Origin of the sequence: Streptomyces sp. KL2, assembly GCF_046529545.1 — a bacterium.
Taxonomy (GTDB): domain Bacteria; phylum Actinomycetota; class Actinomycetes; order Streptomycetales; family Streptomycetaceae; genus Streptomyces; species Streptomyces radiopugnans.
Genome location: NZ_CP127170.1, coordinates 1759076 through 1775295, shown reverse-complemented (window position 1 = coordinate 1775295; position 16220 = coordinate 1759076). Strand labels below are relative to the sequence as shown.

The following is a 16220-nucleotide window of genomic DNA, read 5'->3' as shown; positions in this document are numbered from 1 at the left end:
GCCACTGTGGCTGAGCTGCACGTCGAGTTGGTCGCCGCGGACCGCAAGGTCTGGTCGGGCGAGGCCAGCCTGGTCGTCGCGCGCACCTCGTCGGGTGATATCGGCGTCATGCCCGGCCACCAGCCGCTGCTCGGTGTGCTGAAGCCGGGCCCGGTGACGATCCGTACGACCGGCGAGAGCGGGGGCGGCACCGTCGTCGCCGCGGTGCACGGCGGCTTCATCTCCTTCGCGGACAACAAGCTGTCGCTGCTCGCGGAGATCGCGGAGCTTTCCGAGGAGATCGATGTCCAGCGTGCCGAGCGCGCGCTGGAGCGGGCGAAGTCGGAGGCGGACGCCGCCGCCGAGCGCCGCGCCGAGATCCGGCTTCGGGCCGCCTTGGCGAGCGCGCGCTGAGACCCGCGCACATGTACGTGCCTCAGCCGCGGACCGCACCGGAGCATCGCTCCGGAGCGGTCCGCGGCTGAGGTGATTGCTGGCTGCTGTACGGACGGACGAGGCGAGGAGGTCGGTGAAGATGGTCCTCGCTCTCGTGCTGTCCGGGGCGGTGCTGGCTCTGGTACTGCTGGGGTTGTTCGCCTTCGGGCTGCGGCGGCGGCTGATCCAGCGGCCGGGCGGCACCTTCGACTGCAGTCTGCGGTGGAACGCGCCGGATGCCGGCGAGGGGGCCGAGGCCGGCGGCAAGGGCTGGGTGTACGGCGTCTCCCGCTACAGCGGCGACCGGATCGAGTGGTTCCGGGTCTTCTCCTACGCGCCGCGGCCGCGCAGGCTGCTGGAGCGGGAGGCGATCGAGGTGCTGGAGCGCCGCAGGCCCGAGGGGGACGAGGAGCTGGCGCTCCTGTCGGACTCGGTGATCCTGGCCTGCTCGCACCGCGGCACCCGGGTGGAGCTGGCGATGAGCGAGGACGCCCTGACCGGCTTCCTCGCCTGGCTCGAAGCGGCCCCCCCAGGACAAAGGGTGAACGTCGCCTGAGCGGTACCCCCGGTGCCTGGGGGTACCTCCGGACGGAGTCCGGGGGAGGGTGAACGCCGCCTGAGGGTGCCCCGGTGCGGGGAGGGCTTGCACGGACAGCGAACCGGGGAGACGGCGTACGGGCCGTCTCCCCGGTTCTGTCACTTCCGGTGGTGCGTGGGGCGGATCACCGCCCGGGCGTCACTTGTTCAGCCCGTTGTGGATGGCGGTGATCAGCTCGCCGTTCGCGGTGTCCCCGCTGATCTCCCAGAAGAAGGCTCCGCCGAGGTTCTGCTTCTTGGCGTAGTCCATCTTCCCCGTGATGGTGGCCGGGGTGTCGTAGCTCCACCACTCGTTGCCGCAGTGCGCGTACGCGGTGCCGGCGACGGTGCCGTTGGCCGGGCAGCGGTCCTTGAGGATCTTGTAGTCCTCGATGCCCGCCTCGTACTTGCCGGGCGCGGCGCCGGTGGCGGTGCCGCCGGGCTCCTTCTGGGTCACGCCGGTCCAGCCGCGGCCGTAGAAGCCGATGCCCAGCAGCAGCTTCTTGGCCGGGACGCCCTTGGCCTTGAGCTTCTGGATCGCGGCGTCGGAGTTGAACGCCTGGTTCGGTATGCCGGCGTACGACGTCAGCGGTGAGTGCGGGGCGGTCGGCCCGGTCTTGTCCCAGGCGCCGAAGTAGTCGTACGTCATCACGTTGTACCAGTCGAGGTACTGGGCCGCGCCGCCGTAGTCCGCCGAGTCGATCTTGCCGCCGCTGGAGGCGTCGGCGGTGATCGCGGCGGTCACGAGCTGCTTGCCGAACTCGGCGCGGAACGCCTGGGCCATGGTCTTCATCACGGCCGGGCCGCTGGTGTCACAGGTCAGACCGCAGGCGTTGGGGTACTCCCAGTCCAGGTCGATGCCGTCGAACAGGCCCTGCCAGCGGGGGTCGTTGACCAGCTGGTTGCAGGACTTGGCGAACGCGGCCGGGTTCTTCATGGCGTCGGGGAAGCCGCCGGACCAGGTCCAGCCGCCGAAGGACCACAGGACCTTGATGTGCGGGTACATCTTCTTCAGCTTCAGCAGCTGGTTGAAGTTGCCGCGCAGCGGCTGGTCCCAGGTGTCGGCCTTGCCGTCGACGCTCTGCTCGGCGGTGTAGGCCTTGTCGGTCGCGGCGAAGGCGTCACCGATGGTGCACTTGCCGCCCTGGACGTTGCCGAAGGAGTAGTTGATGTGCGTCAGCTTCTCGGCGGAGCCGGAGGTGACGATGTCCTTCACGTGGTAGTTGCGCCCGTAGATGCCCCACTCGGTGAAGTACCCCAGGTTGACGTACTGGCCCGGGGTGCCGCCCCCGCCGTCGCCGCCGGTGGTCCTGACGGTGACGGAACCGCTCGCCGGTCCGGTCTGGTCGGCGGTGTCGCGCGCCACCACCGAGTAGGTGTAGGTGGTGCCCGCCGTCAGACCGGAGTCGGTGTACGAGGTGCCGGTGACGGTGGCGACCTTGGCGCCGTTGCGCAGGACGTCGTAGTTCTTGATGCCCTTGTCGTCGCTCGCGGCGCCCCAGTTCAGCTTGACGGAGGTGTCGGTGATGCCGCTCGCGGTGGGGGTGCCGGGTGCGCCGGGCGGGGCGTCCTCGGGGTTCCCCCCGCCCGAGCCGTCGCAGGGGCGTCCGTTGACGGTGCAGTTGGAGGGGGAGCCGGTGCCGGTGCCGTTGAAGCCGAAGCTGACGCTGGCACCGGGGGCCAGGGTGCCGTTCCAGCCCATGTTCTTGGCGGTGTAGGTGTTGCCGGAGTTGGTGACGGTGGCGTCCCAGGCGGAGCCGACCTTGGTGCCGGTGGGGAAGTCCCACTTCAGCGTCCAGCTGCTGATGGTGGTGTCACCGGTGTTCTTGATCGTCCACTTGCCCTCGAAGCCGCTTCCCCAGTCGGAGGGCTTGGAGAAGGTGGCGGTCGCCTGCTCGGCGGCCTGGGCCGGGGAGGCCAGGGCGACCAGGGCGCCGAGGGGCATCAGCATCGCGGCCGCGGCCGCTATGGCTTTCCGTCTGATGCGGTGTGCGGTGGTCTTCGTTCTCAAGAGCGCTCCTCGCACAGGGCCCGGTGCCGGACCGGGCCGTTGGGGGTCTCCTGCGCCGCTCGTGAAGAGTGCCATGTGCATGGCATGGGCGTGCAGTTGACCTGGAGCGTAGATTGGTCTGGACCACCGGTCAACAGGTATGCACCAATAAGGAATTCATCCCTCGGTCACCCCCAACTCCTGGGCAAGCACCGCCGCCTGCACCCTGCTGCGCAGCTCCAGCTTCGCCAGCAACCGGCTGACGTGCGTCTTCACCGTCGCCTCAGCCATCGCCAGCCGCGCGGCGACCTCCGCGTTGGACAGCCCCTCGCCCAGGCACGCCAGCACCTCGCGCTCGCGCCGGGTGAGGACGTCGAGTACGGCGGGATCGGCTCGGCGCCCGCCTCCGGGGACCGCGGAGGAACGGGCGAACTCCCGGATCAGCCGCCGCGTCACGACCGGGGCGATCACCCCCTCGCCGCGTGCCACCGCCCGTACCGCGTCCACCAGTTGCGCCGCCTCGCTGTCCTTGAGCAGGAAGCCCGCCGCACCCGCGCGCAGCGCGCCGAAGACGTACGCGTCGAGGTCGAAGGTGGTCAGCACCAGCACGTCGGCCAGCCCCTCGCCGACCACCCGCTCGGTTGCCGAGACCCCGTCCAGGCGCGGCATCCGCACATCCATCAGCACCAGGTCCGGCCGCAGTTCACGGGCCAGCCGCACCGCCTCCTCGCCGTCCGGCGCCTCCCCGACGACCTCGATGTCCGCCGCACCGCGCAGGATCAGGACGAGCCCGGCGCGCACCGCCGACTGGTCCTCGGCCACGAGCACCCGGATGGTCATGCTCCGCCCCTTCTCCTCGTTCCGTCCCCGCCGCTTCCGCCGTCCGCGGCGTTCCGGGCGCTCTCCCCGAGGGGCAGCACCGCCCGCACCTCCCACCGTGTGCCGCCGGCCGCCTCGACCGGGCCCGCGCCGAAGGCGCCGCCCAGCAGTTCGGCGCGTTCGCGCATCCCGACCAGCCCGGCGCCCGAGCCGGGCGCGCGCGGTCCGGGGCGCCGGTCGCAGGGGCTGGTGACGGTGATGGTCAGCGCACCCTCGCCGCCGCCGTCCCCTTCCCCCTCCCCGCCGGACGAGGTCAGGGCGACGGTCACCTCTCCGGGGGAGGCGTGCTTGAGCGCGTTGGTCAGGGACTCCTGGGCGATGCGGTAGGCCGCCAGTTCCACGGGGGCCGGAAGGGGGTCGCCGGATCGCTCGTCGCGCAGGGCGAAGGAGAGCCCTCCGGCCGCACCGTGTCTGCGGGCATGGGCCAGCAGCGCTTCCAGACCGTCCAGGGTCGGTGCGGCGGACACCTCCTCATCGCCGCCGGCGGTCCGCAGCAGACCGATCAGACGGCGCATTTCGGCCAACCCCTGCACGCTGTTCTCGCGGATCACGGCCAGCGCGTCCCCGGTGGCGGCGCGGTCGTCGAGCGACTGCGCCGCGGTGGCGTGGATGGCGATGGCGGAGAGGTGGCCCGCGACCACGTCGTGCAGTTCGCGGGCCATCCGGGATCGCTCGGCGGTGACGGCCTGCACGCGGTCCATCTCCGCCAGCAGCGCGGTCTGCTCGGCGCGCAGCCGCTCGGCGGCGGCGGCGTTGCGGTGGTCGCGGACGATGACGCCCGTCCACGCCGGGCCGACCGTGACCAGCCCGCAGACGAACCCCACCAGCAGTGCCTGCGGGTCGCGGACGGCGGCCAGGGTGCCCACGGTCACGGCGGCGGTCAGCGCGGCGCTCGCGGGCGGAACGGCCCGCGACAGCCTCGGTCCGCCGTAGAGCACGGCCGCGTAGACCACGTCGGAGAACATCACGATCGTCGCCAGCAGCGACCGGGTGACCAGGTCGCCGGCCAGCGCGACCGCCCCGAACGCCAGCGCGGCGGACGGCGCGGTACGGCGCAGGGCCTCCGCCATGGCCATCACCGCCAGCGGCAGCAGCACCCAGCCGCCCCCGAGCGGGGGACGCGGGTTGTTGAACAGACCCAGGGCCCACATCGCCACCCCGCCCACCAGGCCGGCGGCGGCGATCAGCAGGTCCTCCCGGGGCGGGCGGGGCAACTGGGAACGGGTGGTGCTCACCCTGCCATCCAACACCGCCGCACCGGCCGCCCGCCTCCGCGTACGGGCCGGTACGGGAGCGGGCGGGGTACATCGAAGGATGCAGTCCGGGATCGTCGCGGCAGACGACGTGCCGGGGCCGGGCGGCGGCCAGGCTGGAGCCACAGAGGGAAGAGGAGTGGTCCGCCGTGGTCGTCACACTGATCATCGCCTGCGAGGTGGCCTTCTGGGTGCTGCTCGCCGCCGGGCTGGCGCTGCGCTACCCGGCCCGGAGGCCCCGGCTGGGCACCGCCGTGCTGCTGTGCGAGCCGCTGCTGGAGGTGGTGCTGCTGTGCGCCACCGCGATCGATCTGCGCAACGGCGCCGAGGGGAACTGGACGCACGGCATGGCGGCCGTCTACATCGGTTTCACCGTGGCCTACGGCCACTACGTGATCAGGTGGGCCGACGGGCACTTCGCCCACCGCTTCGCGGGCGGCCCGCCGCCGGCCAGGCCCCCGAGGTACGGGATGGCGCGCGCCGTCCACGAGTGGAAGATGTGCGCCCGCTCGGTGCTCGGCGCGGCGGTCGCCCTGGCGCTCCTCCAGGGCGCGGTCCGGTACGTGGGGGACGCCGGGCGGAGCGAGTCGCTGGTGCAGTGGCAGACCAAGATGCTCTTCGTCATCGGCATCAGCGTGGTCATCGCGCTCAGTTACACGATCTGGCCCAAGAAGCCGAAGACGCCCCGGGGGGAGCCGCGGGACCCCGGCGGTCCCCGGCCCGCCGAGCGGGAGACGGCCGGGCACTGACGGCCCGCGCCGGTGCGTGCGCCGGAAGCGCCCGGAGCCCCCGTCCCCCGGGGGCGGGACGCGGGCTCCGGCCGCCGGCGGGCCGCGGCCCCGCGGGTCAGCGGTTCTCGCCGGGGACCCAGAGGACGTCGCCCACCTCCTTGTTGGCGGACCTGGCCAGGATGAACAGCAGGTCCGACAGCCGGTTGAGGTAGGTCGCCGTCAGACGGTTCATGACCTCGCCGTGCTCCTCCAGCGCCGCCCACGTCGAGCGCTCGGCGCGGCGCACGACCGTGCACGCCTGGTGGAGCAGGGCCGCGCCCGGGGTGCCGCCCGGGAGGATGAAGCTGCGCAGTTTCTCCAGATCGGCCAGGAAGCGGTCGCAGTCCGCCTCCAGTTTGTCGATGTAGCTCTGCCGCACCCGCAGCGGCGGGTGCTCGGGGTTCTCCACCACCGGCGTGGCCAGGTCCGCACCCACGTCGAACAGGTCGTTCTGCACCCGGACCAGGACCTTGGTGATCTCTTCGGGCAGCCCGCCGAGCGCGATGGCCACCCCGATCGCGGCGTTGGCCTCGTTGGCGTCGGCGTAGGCCGAGATGCGGGAGTCGGTCTTGGCGGTACGGCTCATGTCGCCGAGGGCGGTGGTGCCGTCGTCGCCGGTGCGCGTGTAGATGCGTGTCAGGTTGACCATGGACCGAGCCTAGCCACGCTCCGGCCCGCCGGAGCAGAGGTGTGCCCACCGTCACGGGCCGCCGCGCGCCCCGCCCGCCGTACCCCCAACTGCGCGCGGCGGGCCGCCGGATGACCCGCGCGAGTGTGATGTCCGCCATGTGAGACGTGACGCGCATCTCTTCCCCGCCCACCACGCGCTCACGGGCGCTAGGGTCCGGCTGAGAGTCGCACCGCAAAGCCGCAGAGGGGACATGCACGTGGCCAAGAAGCTCGCCGTCATCGGAGCCGGACTCATGGGATCGGGCATCGCCCAGGTCTCCGCCCAGGCGGGCTGGGACGTGGTGCTGCGCGACGTCACCGACGAGGCGCTCAGGCGCGGCACGGACGGGATCCGGGCCTCGTACGACAAGTTCGTCTCGAAGGGGAAGCTGACCGCCGAGGACGCGGAGGCGGCGCTCGGCCGCATCACCGCCACCACCGATCTGGACGCCGCGTCCGAGGCCGACATCGTGGTCGAGGCGGTCTTCGAGCGGATCGACGTCAAGCAGGAGATCTTCCGTACGCTCGACGGCCTGGTGAGGGACGAGGCCGTGCTCGCCTCCAACACCTCCGCCATCCCGATCACCAAGATCGCGGCGGTGACGGAGCGCCCCGAGCGGGTCGTGGGCACCCACTTCTTCTCCCCGGTGCCGATGATGCAGCTGTGCGAGCTGGTGCGCGGTTACAAGACCAGTGACGAAACCCTCGCCACGGCAAGGGAGTTCGCCGAGGGCGTCGGCAAGACCTGTATCGTCGTCAACCGGGATGTCGCGGGCTTCGTCACCACCCGGCTGATCTCGGCCCTGGTCGTCGAGGCCGCCAAGCTCCACGAGTCGGGCGTGGCGACGGCCGAGGACATCGACATCGCCTGCAAGCTGGGCTTCGGGCACGCCATGGGCCCGCTGGCCACCGCGGACCTCACCGGCGTCGACATCCTGCTGCACGCCGCGGAGAACATCTACACCGAGTCCCAGGACGAGAAGTTCGCCCCGCCGGAGCTGATGCGGCGCATGGTGGACGCCGGGGACATCGGCCGCAAGAGCGGCCAGGGCTTCTACCGCTACTGAAGGGCCCGTACGGCACACAGGCGGGTCGCCCCTACGGGTGAATTCGGTGTCGATTCGGCGGCGGGCGGCAACTCCGCCGCCGAACGGGAAGTCAGTTGTGGTGAGACATAGGCAGACAACAGTCACAGACGGACCACTTCTTTTCCGGGGGAGCGGATATGCACATCAGGGGCGACCACGCTGAACTGGTCGTCGGAGGTCGCCTCGACGTCCGCAGCGCGGCGGACGCCCGTTCGGTCCTGCACACCGCGGTCGACTCCGGAGAGGGCGATCTCGTGCTGGACCTCGCCGAGCTGGACTCGTGGGACGCCACCGGCCTCGGCGTGATCATGGGCGCGCACCGGCGGGCGGGACGCTGCGGGCGCCGCCTCGTCCTGCGGGACGTGCCGCCCCAGATGCAGCGCCTGCTGGTGGCCACCCGCCTGCACCGCATCCTGGCCATCGAGGGGGGCGGGCTCGCCGAGGGCGGGACCCTGACCAAGCCATAACTATTGGGTCAGGGGCCCCGTCCGGGCTTGCCCCCACTCCCGGGCCAGGCAATAGGGTTCTGGAACCCGCCGCCTACACTGCGCTGCGGACGGCCACCGGACCACGAGCGAAGGCGAGCGTGCGGTCGGCCCTGGAGAGCTGAGCTTCGAGTACGCACCGCATCTGGGGGCACCACCATGGACCCGAACGACCGGGGATCCGAGGATCAGGACAGCGGGAGCACCACCCGCGCGATCCCGCTCATAGCGGGTGAGTACCTGCTGACCGTCAATCCCGTCGACGGCAGCGAGATCGAGCCCTGCCCGCCCGGCGAGCACCCCGGCGCACCCCGCCGGCGCACCCCCGAGTCCCGCGCCGAGCGGGAGCGCGCCGCCGTGGCACCGCTCCCCGCCGGCATCTCCCTGCCCGACCTGCCGCTGCTGGAACGCACGGCGGAGCGCGAGCGCCTCCTCCAACTGCTCAGGCGCGGACGCTCGGTCCGGCTCACCGGGGCGCCCGGCTCCGGACGCAGCTCCCTGCTGGCCGCCGTCGCCACCGAGTGCGCCGACCTCGCCCCGGACGGCGTCATCCGGCTCAGCGGCACCCAGCGCACGGCCGCGGACGTGCTGTACGAGCTGTTCGCCGCCGTCCACGACGCGCCCCGGCACCGCCCCGACCGCGCCGAGCTGGAGGAGGCGGTGCGCGGCGTGGGCGCGGTCGTCCTGCTGGACGACGTCGAGTTCGGCGGCCAGGCGCTCGACTCCCTCCTCGACGCCACCCCCGAGTGCGCCTTCCTGATCACGGCCGCGCCCGACGCCCCCGCGCCCTCCGCCGACGCGCCCCTGGAGAAGGTCGTCCTCTCCGGCATCAGCCGCTCCGCCTGCCGGGAGCTGATGGAGCACATCGTCCGCCGTCCGCTGACCGAGGACGAGGTCGGCTGGGTCGGGGACCTGTGGTTCGAGTCCGAGGGGCTGCCGCTGCGCTTCGTCCAGGCCGGCGCGCTGCTGCGGCAGCGCGACGCGGAGGCCGCGCGGGCTGCGGCCGGAGGCGACGGCAGCGGCGGCGAGGCGGACGCCGAGGACGACGAGGACGACGAGGCCGCCGGGGGCGCCGGGAACGCGGGGGGGAGCGGCCGGACCGGTTCACCGCTGCCGACGCTCGCCGAGGGCGCGGCCCCCGCCGCCCTCCTGGCCGCCCGGCTGTCCGAGAGCACCCGCGAGGTGCTGCGCTTCGCCGTGGCGCTCGGCGGCGTGCTGCCGCACCCGGCCCATCTGCCCGCGCTGGTGGACGACGCCGACGCCGACGCCTCCCTGGGCGAGCTGCTCGCCTGCGGCCTGGTCACCACCGCCGGGACGTACCACCGGCTCGCCCCGGACGTGGCCGGGCAGCTGGCCGACGCCGGATACGCCGACGGAGCCGACGACCGCGCCCGCACCGCCGCCCGGCACTACGCCTGGTGGACCGGCCACCCCTCGGTCACCCCGGAGCGGGTGGCGCAGGAGGCCGAGGCGGTCCTCGCCGCCGTCCAGGGGGCCCAGCGCGGCGGCCACGCCAGCGCGGCCGTGCTGCTGGCCCGTACCGCCGCGCCCATGCTCGCCGCCTCGCTGCACTGGGGCCACTGGGAGCGGATCCTGCGCGGCGGCCAGGAGGCGGCGCGTACGGCGGGCGAGGTCGCCGAGGAGGCGTACTTCCACCACGACCTCGGCGTGCTCGCCCTGTGCACCGGCCACCTGGACCGGGCCCGCGCCGAGCTCGAGGCCTCCATCGGGCTGCGCGGGGTGCTCGCGGACCGGCGGGGCACGGTCGCCGGACGGCGTGCGCTGGCCCTGGTCGAGGACCGCTTCGCGATCGAGGCCGAGGGCGGCCGGGACAAGGCCGCCGGGAGGCCCGGGGACGGCGGTATAGCCCTCGGCGGGGCGCTGCCGGCCGTCGCCGTGCCGCCCGCCGCGCCCGGCGCCTCCACTCCGCCCGCACTTCCCAGACGTCCGACTCCGGCGAAGCAGTCCGGGGCCTCCGTACCGCCGCCCGTGGCGCCGGCCCCGTCCGGGCCGCAGACCACCGGCAGCACCCCGAGACTCGACAAGCTCCCCCCGGCCCTGGCGGTTCCGCCGGTGACGGTGGGCAGCGCCTTCGACGAGACGCCCGGCAGCGGCACCTTCGGCAGCGAGGCGCTGACCCGGCCGACGCCGTTCGTGCGGACCGCGCACGGTGCGGGCGGCCCGGGCGACGGCCGCCGCGGCCCGCGCGGGCTCGCGATCCGCGGAGCCCGGCGCAACGTCTTCGCGGCGGGTGCGGGCGCACTGCTGGCCGCGCTGGTGGGCACGGTCGTGACGATCGGCATGACCTCGGGGGGCGAGGAGCCCGCCGGCAACGTCAACCCGGCGGTCACCTCCCGGGAGGACGACGGCATCACCGTCGACGAGTCCGCGCCGGACGACGGCGACGAGCGCGGTGAGGAGCCGGGGGCGAGCAGCGCACCGGCCGTCCCCGGTGAGCCGTCCGACAGCGGGACGGGTTCGGCCGACCCGGAGGCGTCCGGCACGGGCGAGCCGTCGGAGGAGGCGGAGGAGGAGCGCGACACGACCTCCGGGGGCGCGGGGGAGCCCACCGAGACGACGACCAGGACGAGCACGCCGACGCCCACGAGGAAGCCGACCACCAGGCCGACGGAAACGGGAAACGAGACGGACGAGCCGGCCGACCCGCCGACGGAAACGGGAAACGAGACGGACGAGCCCTCCGGGGAACCGGAGCCCCCCGGCGACTCCACGGGCAGCGGAAGCGTCACCGCCAGCGGGACGGCGTCCGACAGTGCCGCGCCGAGCAGCGGCCAGATGTCCCAGGACTCCGCGGAGAGCCCGGTCATCTGACCCGGGAGCCCGGCCGGACACGCACGCCGGGGCCGGAGCCCCGCGCCCAGCGCGCGGCTTCGGCCCCGGCGTGCGTACCGGGTGGGTGAGGGGGTCAGAACAGCCGCAGCTTGTCGTCCTCGATGCCGCGCAGCGCGTCGTAGTCGAGGACGACGCAGTCGATGCCGCGGTCCGTGGCCAGCACGCGTGCCTGCGGCTTGATCTCCTGGGCCGCGAACACCCCGCGCACCGGGGCGAGGTGGGGATCGCGGTTGAGCAGCTCCAGGTAGCGGGTGAGCTGCTCGACGCCGTCGATCTCGCCGCGCCGCTTGATCTCGATCGCGACGGTGGTCCCCTCCGAGTCCCGGCACAGGATGTCCACCGGCCCGATGGCGGTGGGGTACTCACGCCGTATCAGCGACCAGCCCTCGCCGAGGGTCTCCATTCGGTCAGCGAGGAGTTCCTGTAGATGGGCCTCCACGCCGTCCTTGATCAGGCCGGGATCGACACCGAGTTCGTGCGAGGAGTCGTGCAGGACCTCCTCCATCGTGATGATGAGTTTCTCCCCCGATTTGTTGACCACCGTCCAGACGCCGACGCCGTTCTCCTCGCCCTCTTTGAGGGTGCATGGCGGAGACATCCAGTTGAGGGGCTTGTAGGCCCTGTCGTCCGCATGGACCGAGACCGATCCGTCGGCCTTCACCAGGATGAGACGGGGAGCCGACGGGAGGTGGGCGGTGAGCCTTCCGGCGTAGTCCACGGAGCAGCGGGCGATGACGAGACGCATGGTCGGCCACGCTACTGGACGACGGGCGGTCCACGCGATTCGCCCCTGCTTCTCCCTGTTCGATCACCGTTCGAGCGTGGCTTGTTGTGTGCCCACGCGCCTGGTGCCGCGGTACGCGCAGGCATAACGTTGCAGCCTGGGGGTCGCCGTACGAGATCGTTCGGTTACGCGCAGCCCCGACATTCCGTCCCTGAGGTCCTGGTATGCCCGGGATCGCGAGAGGAGAACCCATGTCGCTCGACGTCTCACCGGCCCTCCTGGAGCAGGCCGAGCGAGGCGAGGTCGACGAGGCGGCCTTCGTCGACTGCGTCCGTACGTCCCTGCCCTACGCATGGGACATGATCAGTTCTCTGGTGGCCGAACTCAGGGTGGACGGCGGGGAGTTCGCCGACAACCAGACGCCGCCGCCGGACGAGCAGGCGCGTGGCCAGCTGCTGCGCGCACTGGCCAGCGACGCGATACGCGGCGCGCTGGAGCGCCACTTCGGTGTGAGACTGGCCTTCCAGAACTGCCACCGGGTCGCGGTCTTCCCGCTGGACCCCTCCGCGGACGAGCGGCTCGCCCGTTTCACCTCCGTCCGCGGCCAGCTCCTCAACCAGTCGCCGGAACTGCGCGACTGCTGACCGCGGGCGGGCGGCGAGCGGGCCGGTGGCCGGTCACGGCGCCTCGCCCGTCCCAGCGCCCTCGTCCGGCGCTGTGCCCGATGGTGTGCCCGAAGACGCAAGAGCTGCCGCTGCTCGGGGGAGGAGCGGCAGCACCTCGGCACCCAGGCGCTGAACGTTCAGTTCGGTGCCGGCCAGGTCGCCGGAGCCCTCGACCAGCAGCGCGAACCGGCCGATCCCGGTCCGTTCGGCGGTGGCCGCGAGCCGGTCCGCGCACAGCCGGGGCGGGCCGACCGGGTGCAGTGAGCACAGCAGTTCGGTGTACGCGAGCGGGTCGCGCATGGAGCGCGCCCGGCCGTCCACGGTCGTGTGGGCCTCCAGCCCCTGCCGCAGCCAGCCGGGCATCGCCTTGGTGAGCGTCTCCACGGCCTCGTCGCGGGTGTCGGCCACCTGCGCCACCCCGGCCGATACGTGTCCGGCCGCCGCCACGGCCTCCGGGTCGGCTCCCGCCGCCAGTGCCTCGCGCCGCCACAGGGCGACCATGTCCGCCTTCTCCGCGTCCCCGCAGTGCATGCCCAGCAGCATCGGCAGCCCGCGTGCCGCGGCCAGCCGTACGGAGGCGGGGGAGGTGCAGGCGACCAGCACGGGCGGTGCTTCCGGCCCGCCCAGGCCCTGGTCCGGGCGCGGCACGACGGGGACCTCGCGGAAGCGGTAGCGCTCGCCGTCCGCGCCGACGCGCGGCTCGCGCAGCCAGCGCAGCAGCAGGTCCAGCGACTCGGGGAAGCCCCGCTCGTACGCCTCGGCGCCGCCGCCGAAGACCTCCAGGTCCACCCAGGGGCCGCCGCGGCCGACGCCGAGGGCGAACCGGCCGCCGGAGACGAGGTGCAGCAGCGCGGTCTGCTCGCCCAGGGCGACCGGATGCACGGTGGGGAGCACACTCACGGCCGTGCCCACCTCGATGCGCCGGGTGCGCCCCAGCAGCAGTGCGGCCATGGTGATCGCCGAGGGGCAGACCCCGTAGGGGACGAAGTGGTGCTCGGCCACCCACACGGAGTCCAGTCCGGCCTGCTCGGCGGCCTCCGCGGAGCGCAGGGCGCGGTGGAGCGCCTCCCCCTGCCCCTGCCCCGGGAACTGCCCCGCCAGTACGAAAGTCCCGATGTGCATCGCCACAGCCTCCTGCCCGGTACCGGACCGCCCCGGCGCCGCCCCGCGACGGATCTCCGAGCGGTCCCCTTGAGGCGACAACGCCTGACACGTGCCAAGGGCACGGCCTGCCGGGAATTTTTTCGGACCGCACGGGAGGCGGGAAGGGGAAGGGAGCGAGGGCGTGCGGCGCGAGGCCGCCCGCGACCTGCGTAGGCTGGACGGAGCAGTCCGCCGACGGGCCCGAAAGCCCCCGAGACCACGTGAGGTGCCTGTTGTCCCCGCGTCGAAACCGCCCGCGCGGCGGTGGCAGGTCCGCCCGCCGCGACGGGGAGGCGGACGGCCGCTACGGCATGGAGCACACCGACGACTGGCGCGGCGAGGAGTGGGTGGTGCGGCAGATCAGCGGGCAGTCCGCCGCCAAGCACTACCGCTGCCCCGGCTGCGACCAGGAGATCCCGCCCGGGGTGCCGCACGTCGTGGCCTGGCAGCGCGACGGGCGGGTGGACGACCGGCGGCACTGGCACCGGGCGTGCTGGAACGCCAGGGACCGCCGGAGCGCACGGCTCCAGCGGTCCCGCCAGGCCCCGCGGTACTGACCGCGCGGGGCGGAGGCGTCCGTCAGACGTCGCGGGTGGAGATGCGGGCGTACGCGCCGAGCAGCGCGGCGAGCGTGACGCCCGCCAGCAGCCAGAGCAGCGGCCACCCGGTGTCGGCCGAACCGCCCTCGAAAGGGATGCGGAACAGCGCGGACAGACCGTTGAGCACCGAGTACTCGCGCAGCTTCTCGCCGAACTCCCGCACGCTCTCGGTGAAGAGGAACAGGGAGACGATGAAGGGCAGCAGCACCAGCCCGAGCATGGTGGTGATCGCGCCCGGGGTGCTGCGCAGCAGTGTGCCGACCGCCAGCGACAGCAGGCCCAGCAGCGCCACGTAGAGCGCGGCGCCGACCGTCGCGCCCAGCCACTCGCCGGCGGACGCGACGGCCTGCCCGGCGGCGGCCGTCTCCTCGTTGAGCATCTGCGGATCGATGTACTCGGGGACGGGCTTGCCCTCGATCATCGCCGCCTGGAGGAACGCGGTCAGCGTGCAGGCGACCAGCGTCACCGTGAAGGACAGCAGGAAGAAGACCAGCGCCTTGGCGGCGAGCACCCGGCCGCGCTGCGGGCAGGCGGTGAGGGTGGTGCGGATCATCCCGGTGCTGTACTCGGAGGTGATCACCAGCACCCCGAGCGTGATCACGCACAGCTGGCCCAGCATCAGGCCGAAGAAGCCGCCGGCCAGCACCGGCATCCCGAGGCCGTCCTGGCTGCCGAGGGCGAGGGCCATGAGCAGGCCGACGCCGACGACGAGGACGAACATCACGGCGAGCGTCCACACCGTCGAGCGCACCGAGCGGATCTTGGTCCACTCCGAGGCGACGGCATGTCCGAGATGGGTGCGCCGGACGGGGATCGGCGAGGCGTAGACGTGGCTGCCGGGGGGCGGGCCGGAGAACGCCTGCGGTGCGGTCTGCGGTGCGGCCTGGTGGGCGCCCGGCGGCACGGGGGGCACGGCCTGGCTCTGCTGGGGAGTGCTCATCGGGCGTCCTCGCTGTCGCGCTCGGTCGTCGGGTCGGCGGGGGCGGGCACCGGCGCGGACACGGGCGGCTGCGGCGGCTGCCAGGTCTGCTGCGGCGGTACCGCGTACGGGTTCTGCCACCCCGCGGCCTGCCCCGCGGCCGGCGGCGCCGCGTACCCCGCCGGCGGGCCCGCGTACCCCGCCGGCGGCTGCGCCAGGAGCCCGGCCCGCGTGTCCTCGGCGGACCGGTAGTCCACCGCGCCCTGCGTCATGCGCATGTACGCCTCCTCCAGGGAGGCCGAGTGCGGGGAGAGCTCCCACAGCCGTACGTCCGCCCCGTGCGCCAGATCGCTGATCCGCGGCAGCGGCAGCCCGGACACCCGCAGCGCGCCGTCCGGTTCCGGCCGGACGCTGCCGCCGGCCTCGGCGAGGGCGGCGGTGAGCCTGTCGCGCTGCTCCGGTGCGTCGTCGGGGGTGCGCACCCGGGCGAAGTCGGCGGAGTTGTGCGCGATGAAGTCCTTCACGGACATGTCCGCGAGCAACTGGCCGCGGCCGATGACGATCAGATGGTCGGCCGTCAGGGCCATCTCGCTCATCAGATGGCTGGAGACGAAGACCGTGCGCCCCTCCGAGGCCAGCTTCTTCATCAGGTTGCGGATCCAGAGGATGCCCTCCGGGTCGAGGCCGTTGACCGGCTCGTCGAACAGCAGCACCTGCGGGTCGCCCAGCAGTGCCGCGGCGATGCCCAGCCGCTGGCCCATGCCGAGCGAGAAGCCCTTGGAGCGCTTCTTCGCCACATCCCGCAGGCCCACGACGCCCAGCACCTCGTCCACGCGGCGCGCGGGGATGCCGGAGAGCCGGGCCAGGCAGAGCAGGTGGTTGTAGGCGCTGCGCCCGCCGTGCACCGCCTTGGCGTCCAGCAGAGCACCCACCTGCCGGGGCGCGTTGGGGAGCCTGCGGTACGGGTGGCCGCCGATGGTGACATGCCCCTCGGTGGGGGCGTCCAGCCCCAGGATCATCCGCATGGTGGTGGACTTCCCCGAGCCGTTGGGTCCCAGGAAGCCGGTGACCATCCCCGGCCTCACCCGGAAGGAGAGGTTGTACACGGCCGTCTTGGCGCCGTAGCGCTTCGTCAGGCCGACTGCTTCGATCATGCTTCTTCCGCCCCTGCTGGCCGTCGCGGTCCGGGCGCT

General features: G+C 73.1%; 15 protein-coding genes and 1 pseudogene. 8 read left to right on the top strand and 8 right to left on the bottom strand.

All coding sequences use genetic code 11. The annotated features are described in order from the left end of the window. Positions 1 to 6 precede the first annotated feature (6 nt). Positions 7 to 393: a F0F1 ATP synthase subunit epsilon gene (locus QPK52_RS07885; RefSeq protein WP_093661929.1), complete on the top strand. Its 387-nt coding sequence runs from the start codon at positions 7 to 9 to the stop codon at positions 391 to 393. 121 nt (positions 394 to 514) lie between these two features. Beyond that, positions 515 to 970 (top strand): DUF2550 domain-containing protein, encoded by a 456-nt coding sequence (locus QPK52_RS07880; protein WP_093662050.1) that lies wholly within the window; start codon positions 515 to 517, stop codon positions 968 to 970. Between the two features lie 180 nt (positions 971 to 1150). Here the strand turns inward: QPK52_RS07880 and QPK52_RS07875 are convergent, their stop codons facing one another. From QPK52_RS07875 to QPK52_RS07865, 3 genes are all read right to left on the bottom strand, one after another. Then, positions 1151 to 2941 carry a glycosyl hydrolase family 18 protein gene (locus tag QPK52_RS07875; protein WP_410540251.1) on the bottom strand — a complete coding sequence of 597 codons (1791 nt, stop codon included), beginning with the start codon at positions 2939 to 2941 and terminating at the stop codon, positions 1151 to 1153. 216 nt (positions 2942 to 3157) lie between these two features. Next, positions 3158 to 3820: a response regulator gene (locus QPK52_RS07870; protein WP_410536431.1), complete on the bottom strand. Its 663-nt coding sequence runs from the start codon at positions 3818 to 3820 to the stop codon at positions 3158 to 3160. Further along, positions 3817 to 5094, bottom strand: a complete 1278-nt coding sequence (locus QPK52_RS07865; RefSeq protein WP_410536429.1) for a sensor histidine kinase — start codon at positions 5092 to 5094, stop codon at positions 3817 to 3819. The genes QPK52_RS07870 and QPK52_RS07865 overlap by 4 nt, the downstream gene beginning before the upstream one ends. A 167-nt stretch (positions 5095 to 5261) precedes the next feature. Here QPK52_RS07865 and QPK52_RS07860 point away from each other — a divergent pair, with 167 nt between their 5' ends. Continuing rightward, entirely contained in the window at positions 5262 to 5861 is a 600-nt protein-coding gene (locus QPK52_RS07860) for a hypothetical protein (RefSeq protein WP_410536427.1), read from the top strand. Positions 5862 to 5958: 97 nt separating this feature from the next. Here QPK52_RS07860 and QPK52_RS07855 read toward each other — a convergent pair whose 3' ends face one another. Then, positions 5959 to 6531 (bottom strand): cob(I)yrinic acid a,c-diamide adenosyltransferase, encoded by a 573-nt coding sequence (locus QPK52_RS07855; RefSeq protein WP_410536425.1) that lies wholly within the window; start codon positions 6529 to 6531, stop codon positions 5959 to 5961. Between the two features lie 238 nt (positions 6532 to 6769). Between QPK52_RS07855 and QPK52_RS07850 the strand changes: the two genes are divergently transcribed. The 3 genes from QPK52_RS07850 to QPK52_RS07840 all read left to right on the top strand — a co-directional run bounded on the left by QPK52_RS07850 (position 6770) and on the right by QPK52_RS07840 (position 10956). Continuing rightward, the gene (locus QPK52_RS07850; RefSeq protein WP_410540250.1) at positions 6770 to 7618 is read left to right on the top strand and encodes a 3-hydroxyacyl-CoA dehydrogenase family protein; all 849 of its coding nucleotides are present in this window, start codon (positions 6770 to 6772) and stop codon (positions 7616 to 7618) included. A gap of 158 nt (positions 7619 to 7776) precedes the next feature. Next, positions 7777 to 8106, top strand: a complete 330-nt coding sequence (locus QPK52_RS07845) for an STAS domain-containing protein (RefSeq protein WP_093661921.1) — start codon at positions 7777 to 7779, stop codon at positions 8104 to 8106. Between the two features lie 177 nt (positions 8107 to 8283). Continuing rightward, the gene (locus QPK52_RS07840; RefSeq protein WP_410536423.1) at positions 8284 to 10956 is read left to right on the top strand and encodes an ATP-binding protein; all 2673 of its coding nucleotides are present in this window, start codon (positions 8284 to 8286) and stop codon (positions 10954 to 10956) included. A 94-nt stretch (positions 10957 to 11050) separates the two neighbouring features. Here the strand turns inward: QPK52_RS07840 and nucS are convergent, their stop codons facing one another. After that, a complete protein-coding gene (gene nucS / locus QPK52_RS07835) occupies positions 11051 to 11722 on the bottom strand; it encodes an endonuclease NucS (RefSeq protein ID WP_410536421.1) in 672 nt (223 codons plus the stop codon). Between the two features lie 230 nt (positions 11723 to 11952). Here nucS and QPK52_RS07830 point away from each other — a divergent pair, with 230 nt between their 5' ends. Continuing rightward, complete coding sequence (locus QPK52_RS07830; RefSeq protein WP_093661915.1) at positions 11953 to 12345, top strand: SCO5389 family protein; 393 nt, start codon at positions 11953 to 11955, stop codon at positions 12343 to 12345. A gap of 120 nt (positions 12346 to 12465) precedes the next feature. Here the strand turns inward: QPK52_RS07830 and QPK52_RS07825 are convergent. Next, positions 12466 to 13488, bottom strand: a pseudogene (locus QPK52_RS07825) (LLM class flavin-dependent oxidoreductase); the annotation flags it as partial. A gap of 254 nt (positions 13489 to 13742) precedes the next feature. Between QPK52_RS07825 and QPK52_RS07820 the strand changes: the two are divergent. Then, on the top strand, positions 13743 to 14066 hold the full coding sequence (locus QPK52_RS07820; RefSeq protein ID WP_093661911.1) for an ATP/GTP-binding protein: 324 nt from the start codon (positions 13743 to 13745) through the stop codon (positions 14064 to 14066). A gap of 22 nt (positions 14067 to 14088) precedes the next feature. Here the strand turns inward: QPK52_RS07820 and QPK52_RS07815 are convergent, their stop codons facing one another. Beyond that, on the bottom strand, positions 14089 to 15048 hold the full coding sequence (locus tag QPK52_RS07815; protein ID WP_410536419.1) for an ABC transporter permease: 960 nt from the start codon (positions 15046 to 15048) through the stop codon (positions 14089 to 14091). Continuing rightward, positions 15045 to 16181, bottom strand: a complete 1137-nt coding sequence (locus QPK52_RS07810) for an ABC transporter ATP-binding protein (protein ID WP_410536417.1) — start codon at positions 16179 to 16181, stop codon at positions 15045 to 15047. The genes QPK52_RS07815 and QPK52_RS07810 overlap by 4 nt, the downstream gene beginning before the upstream one ends. Positions 16182 to 16220 lie beyond the last annotated feature (39 nt).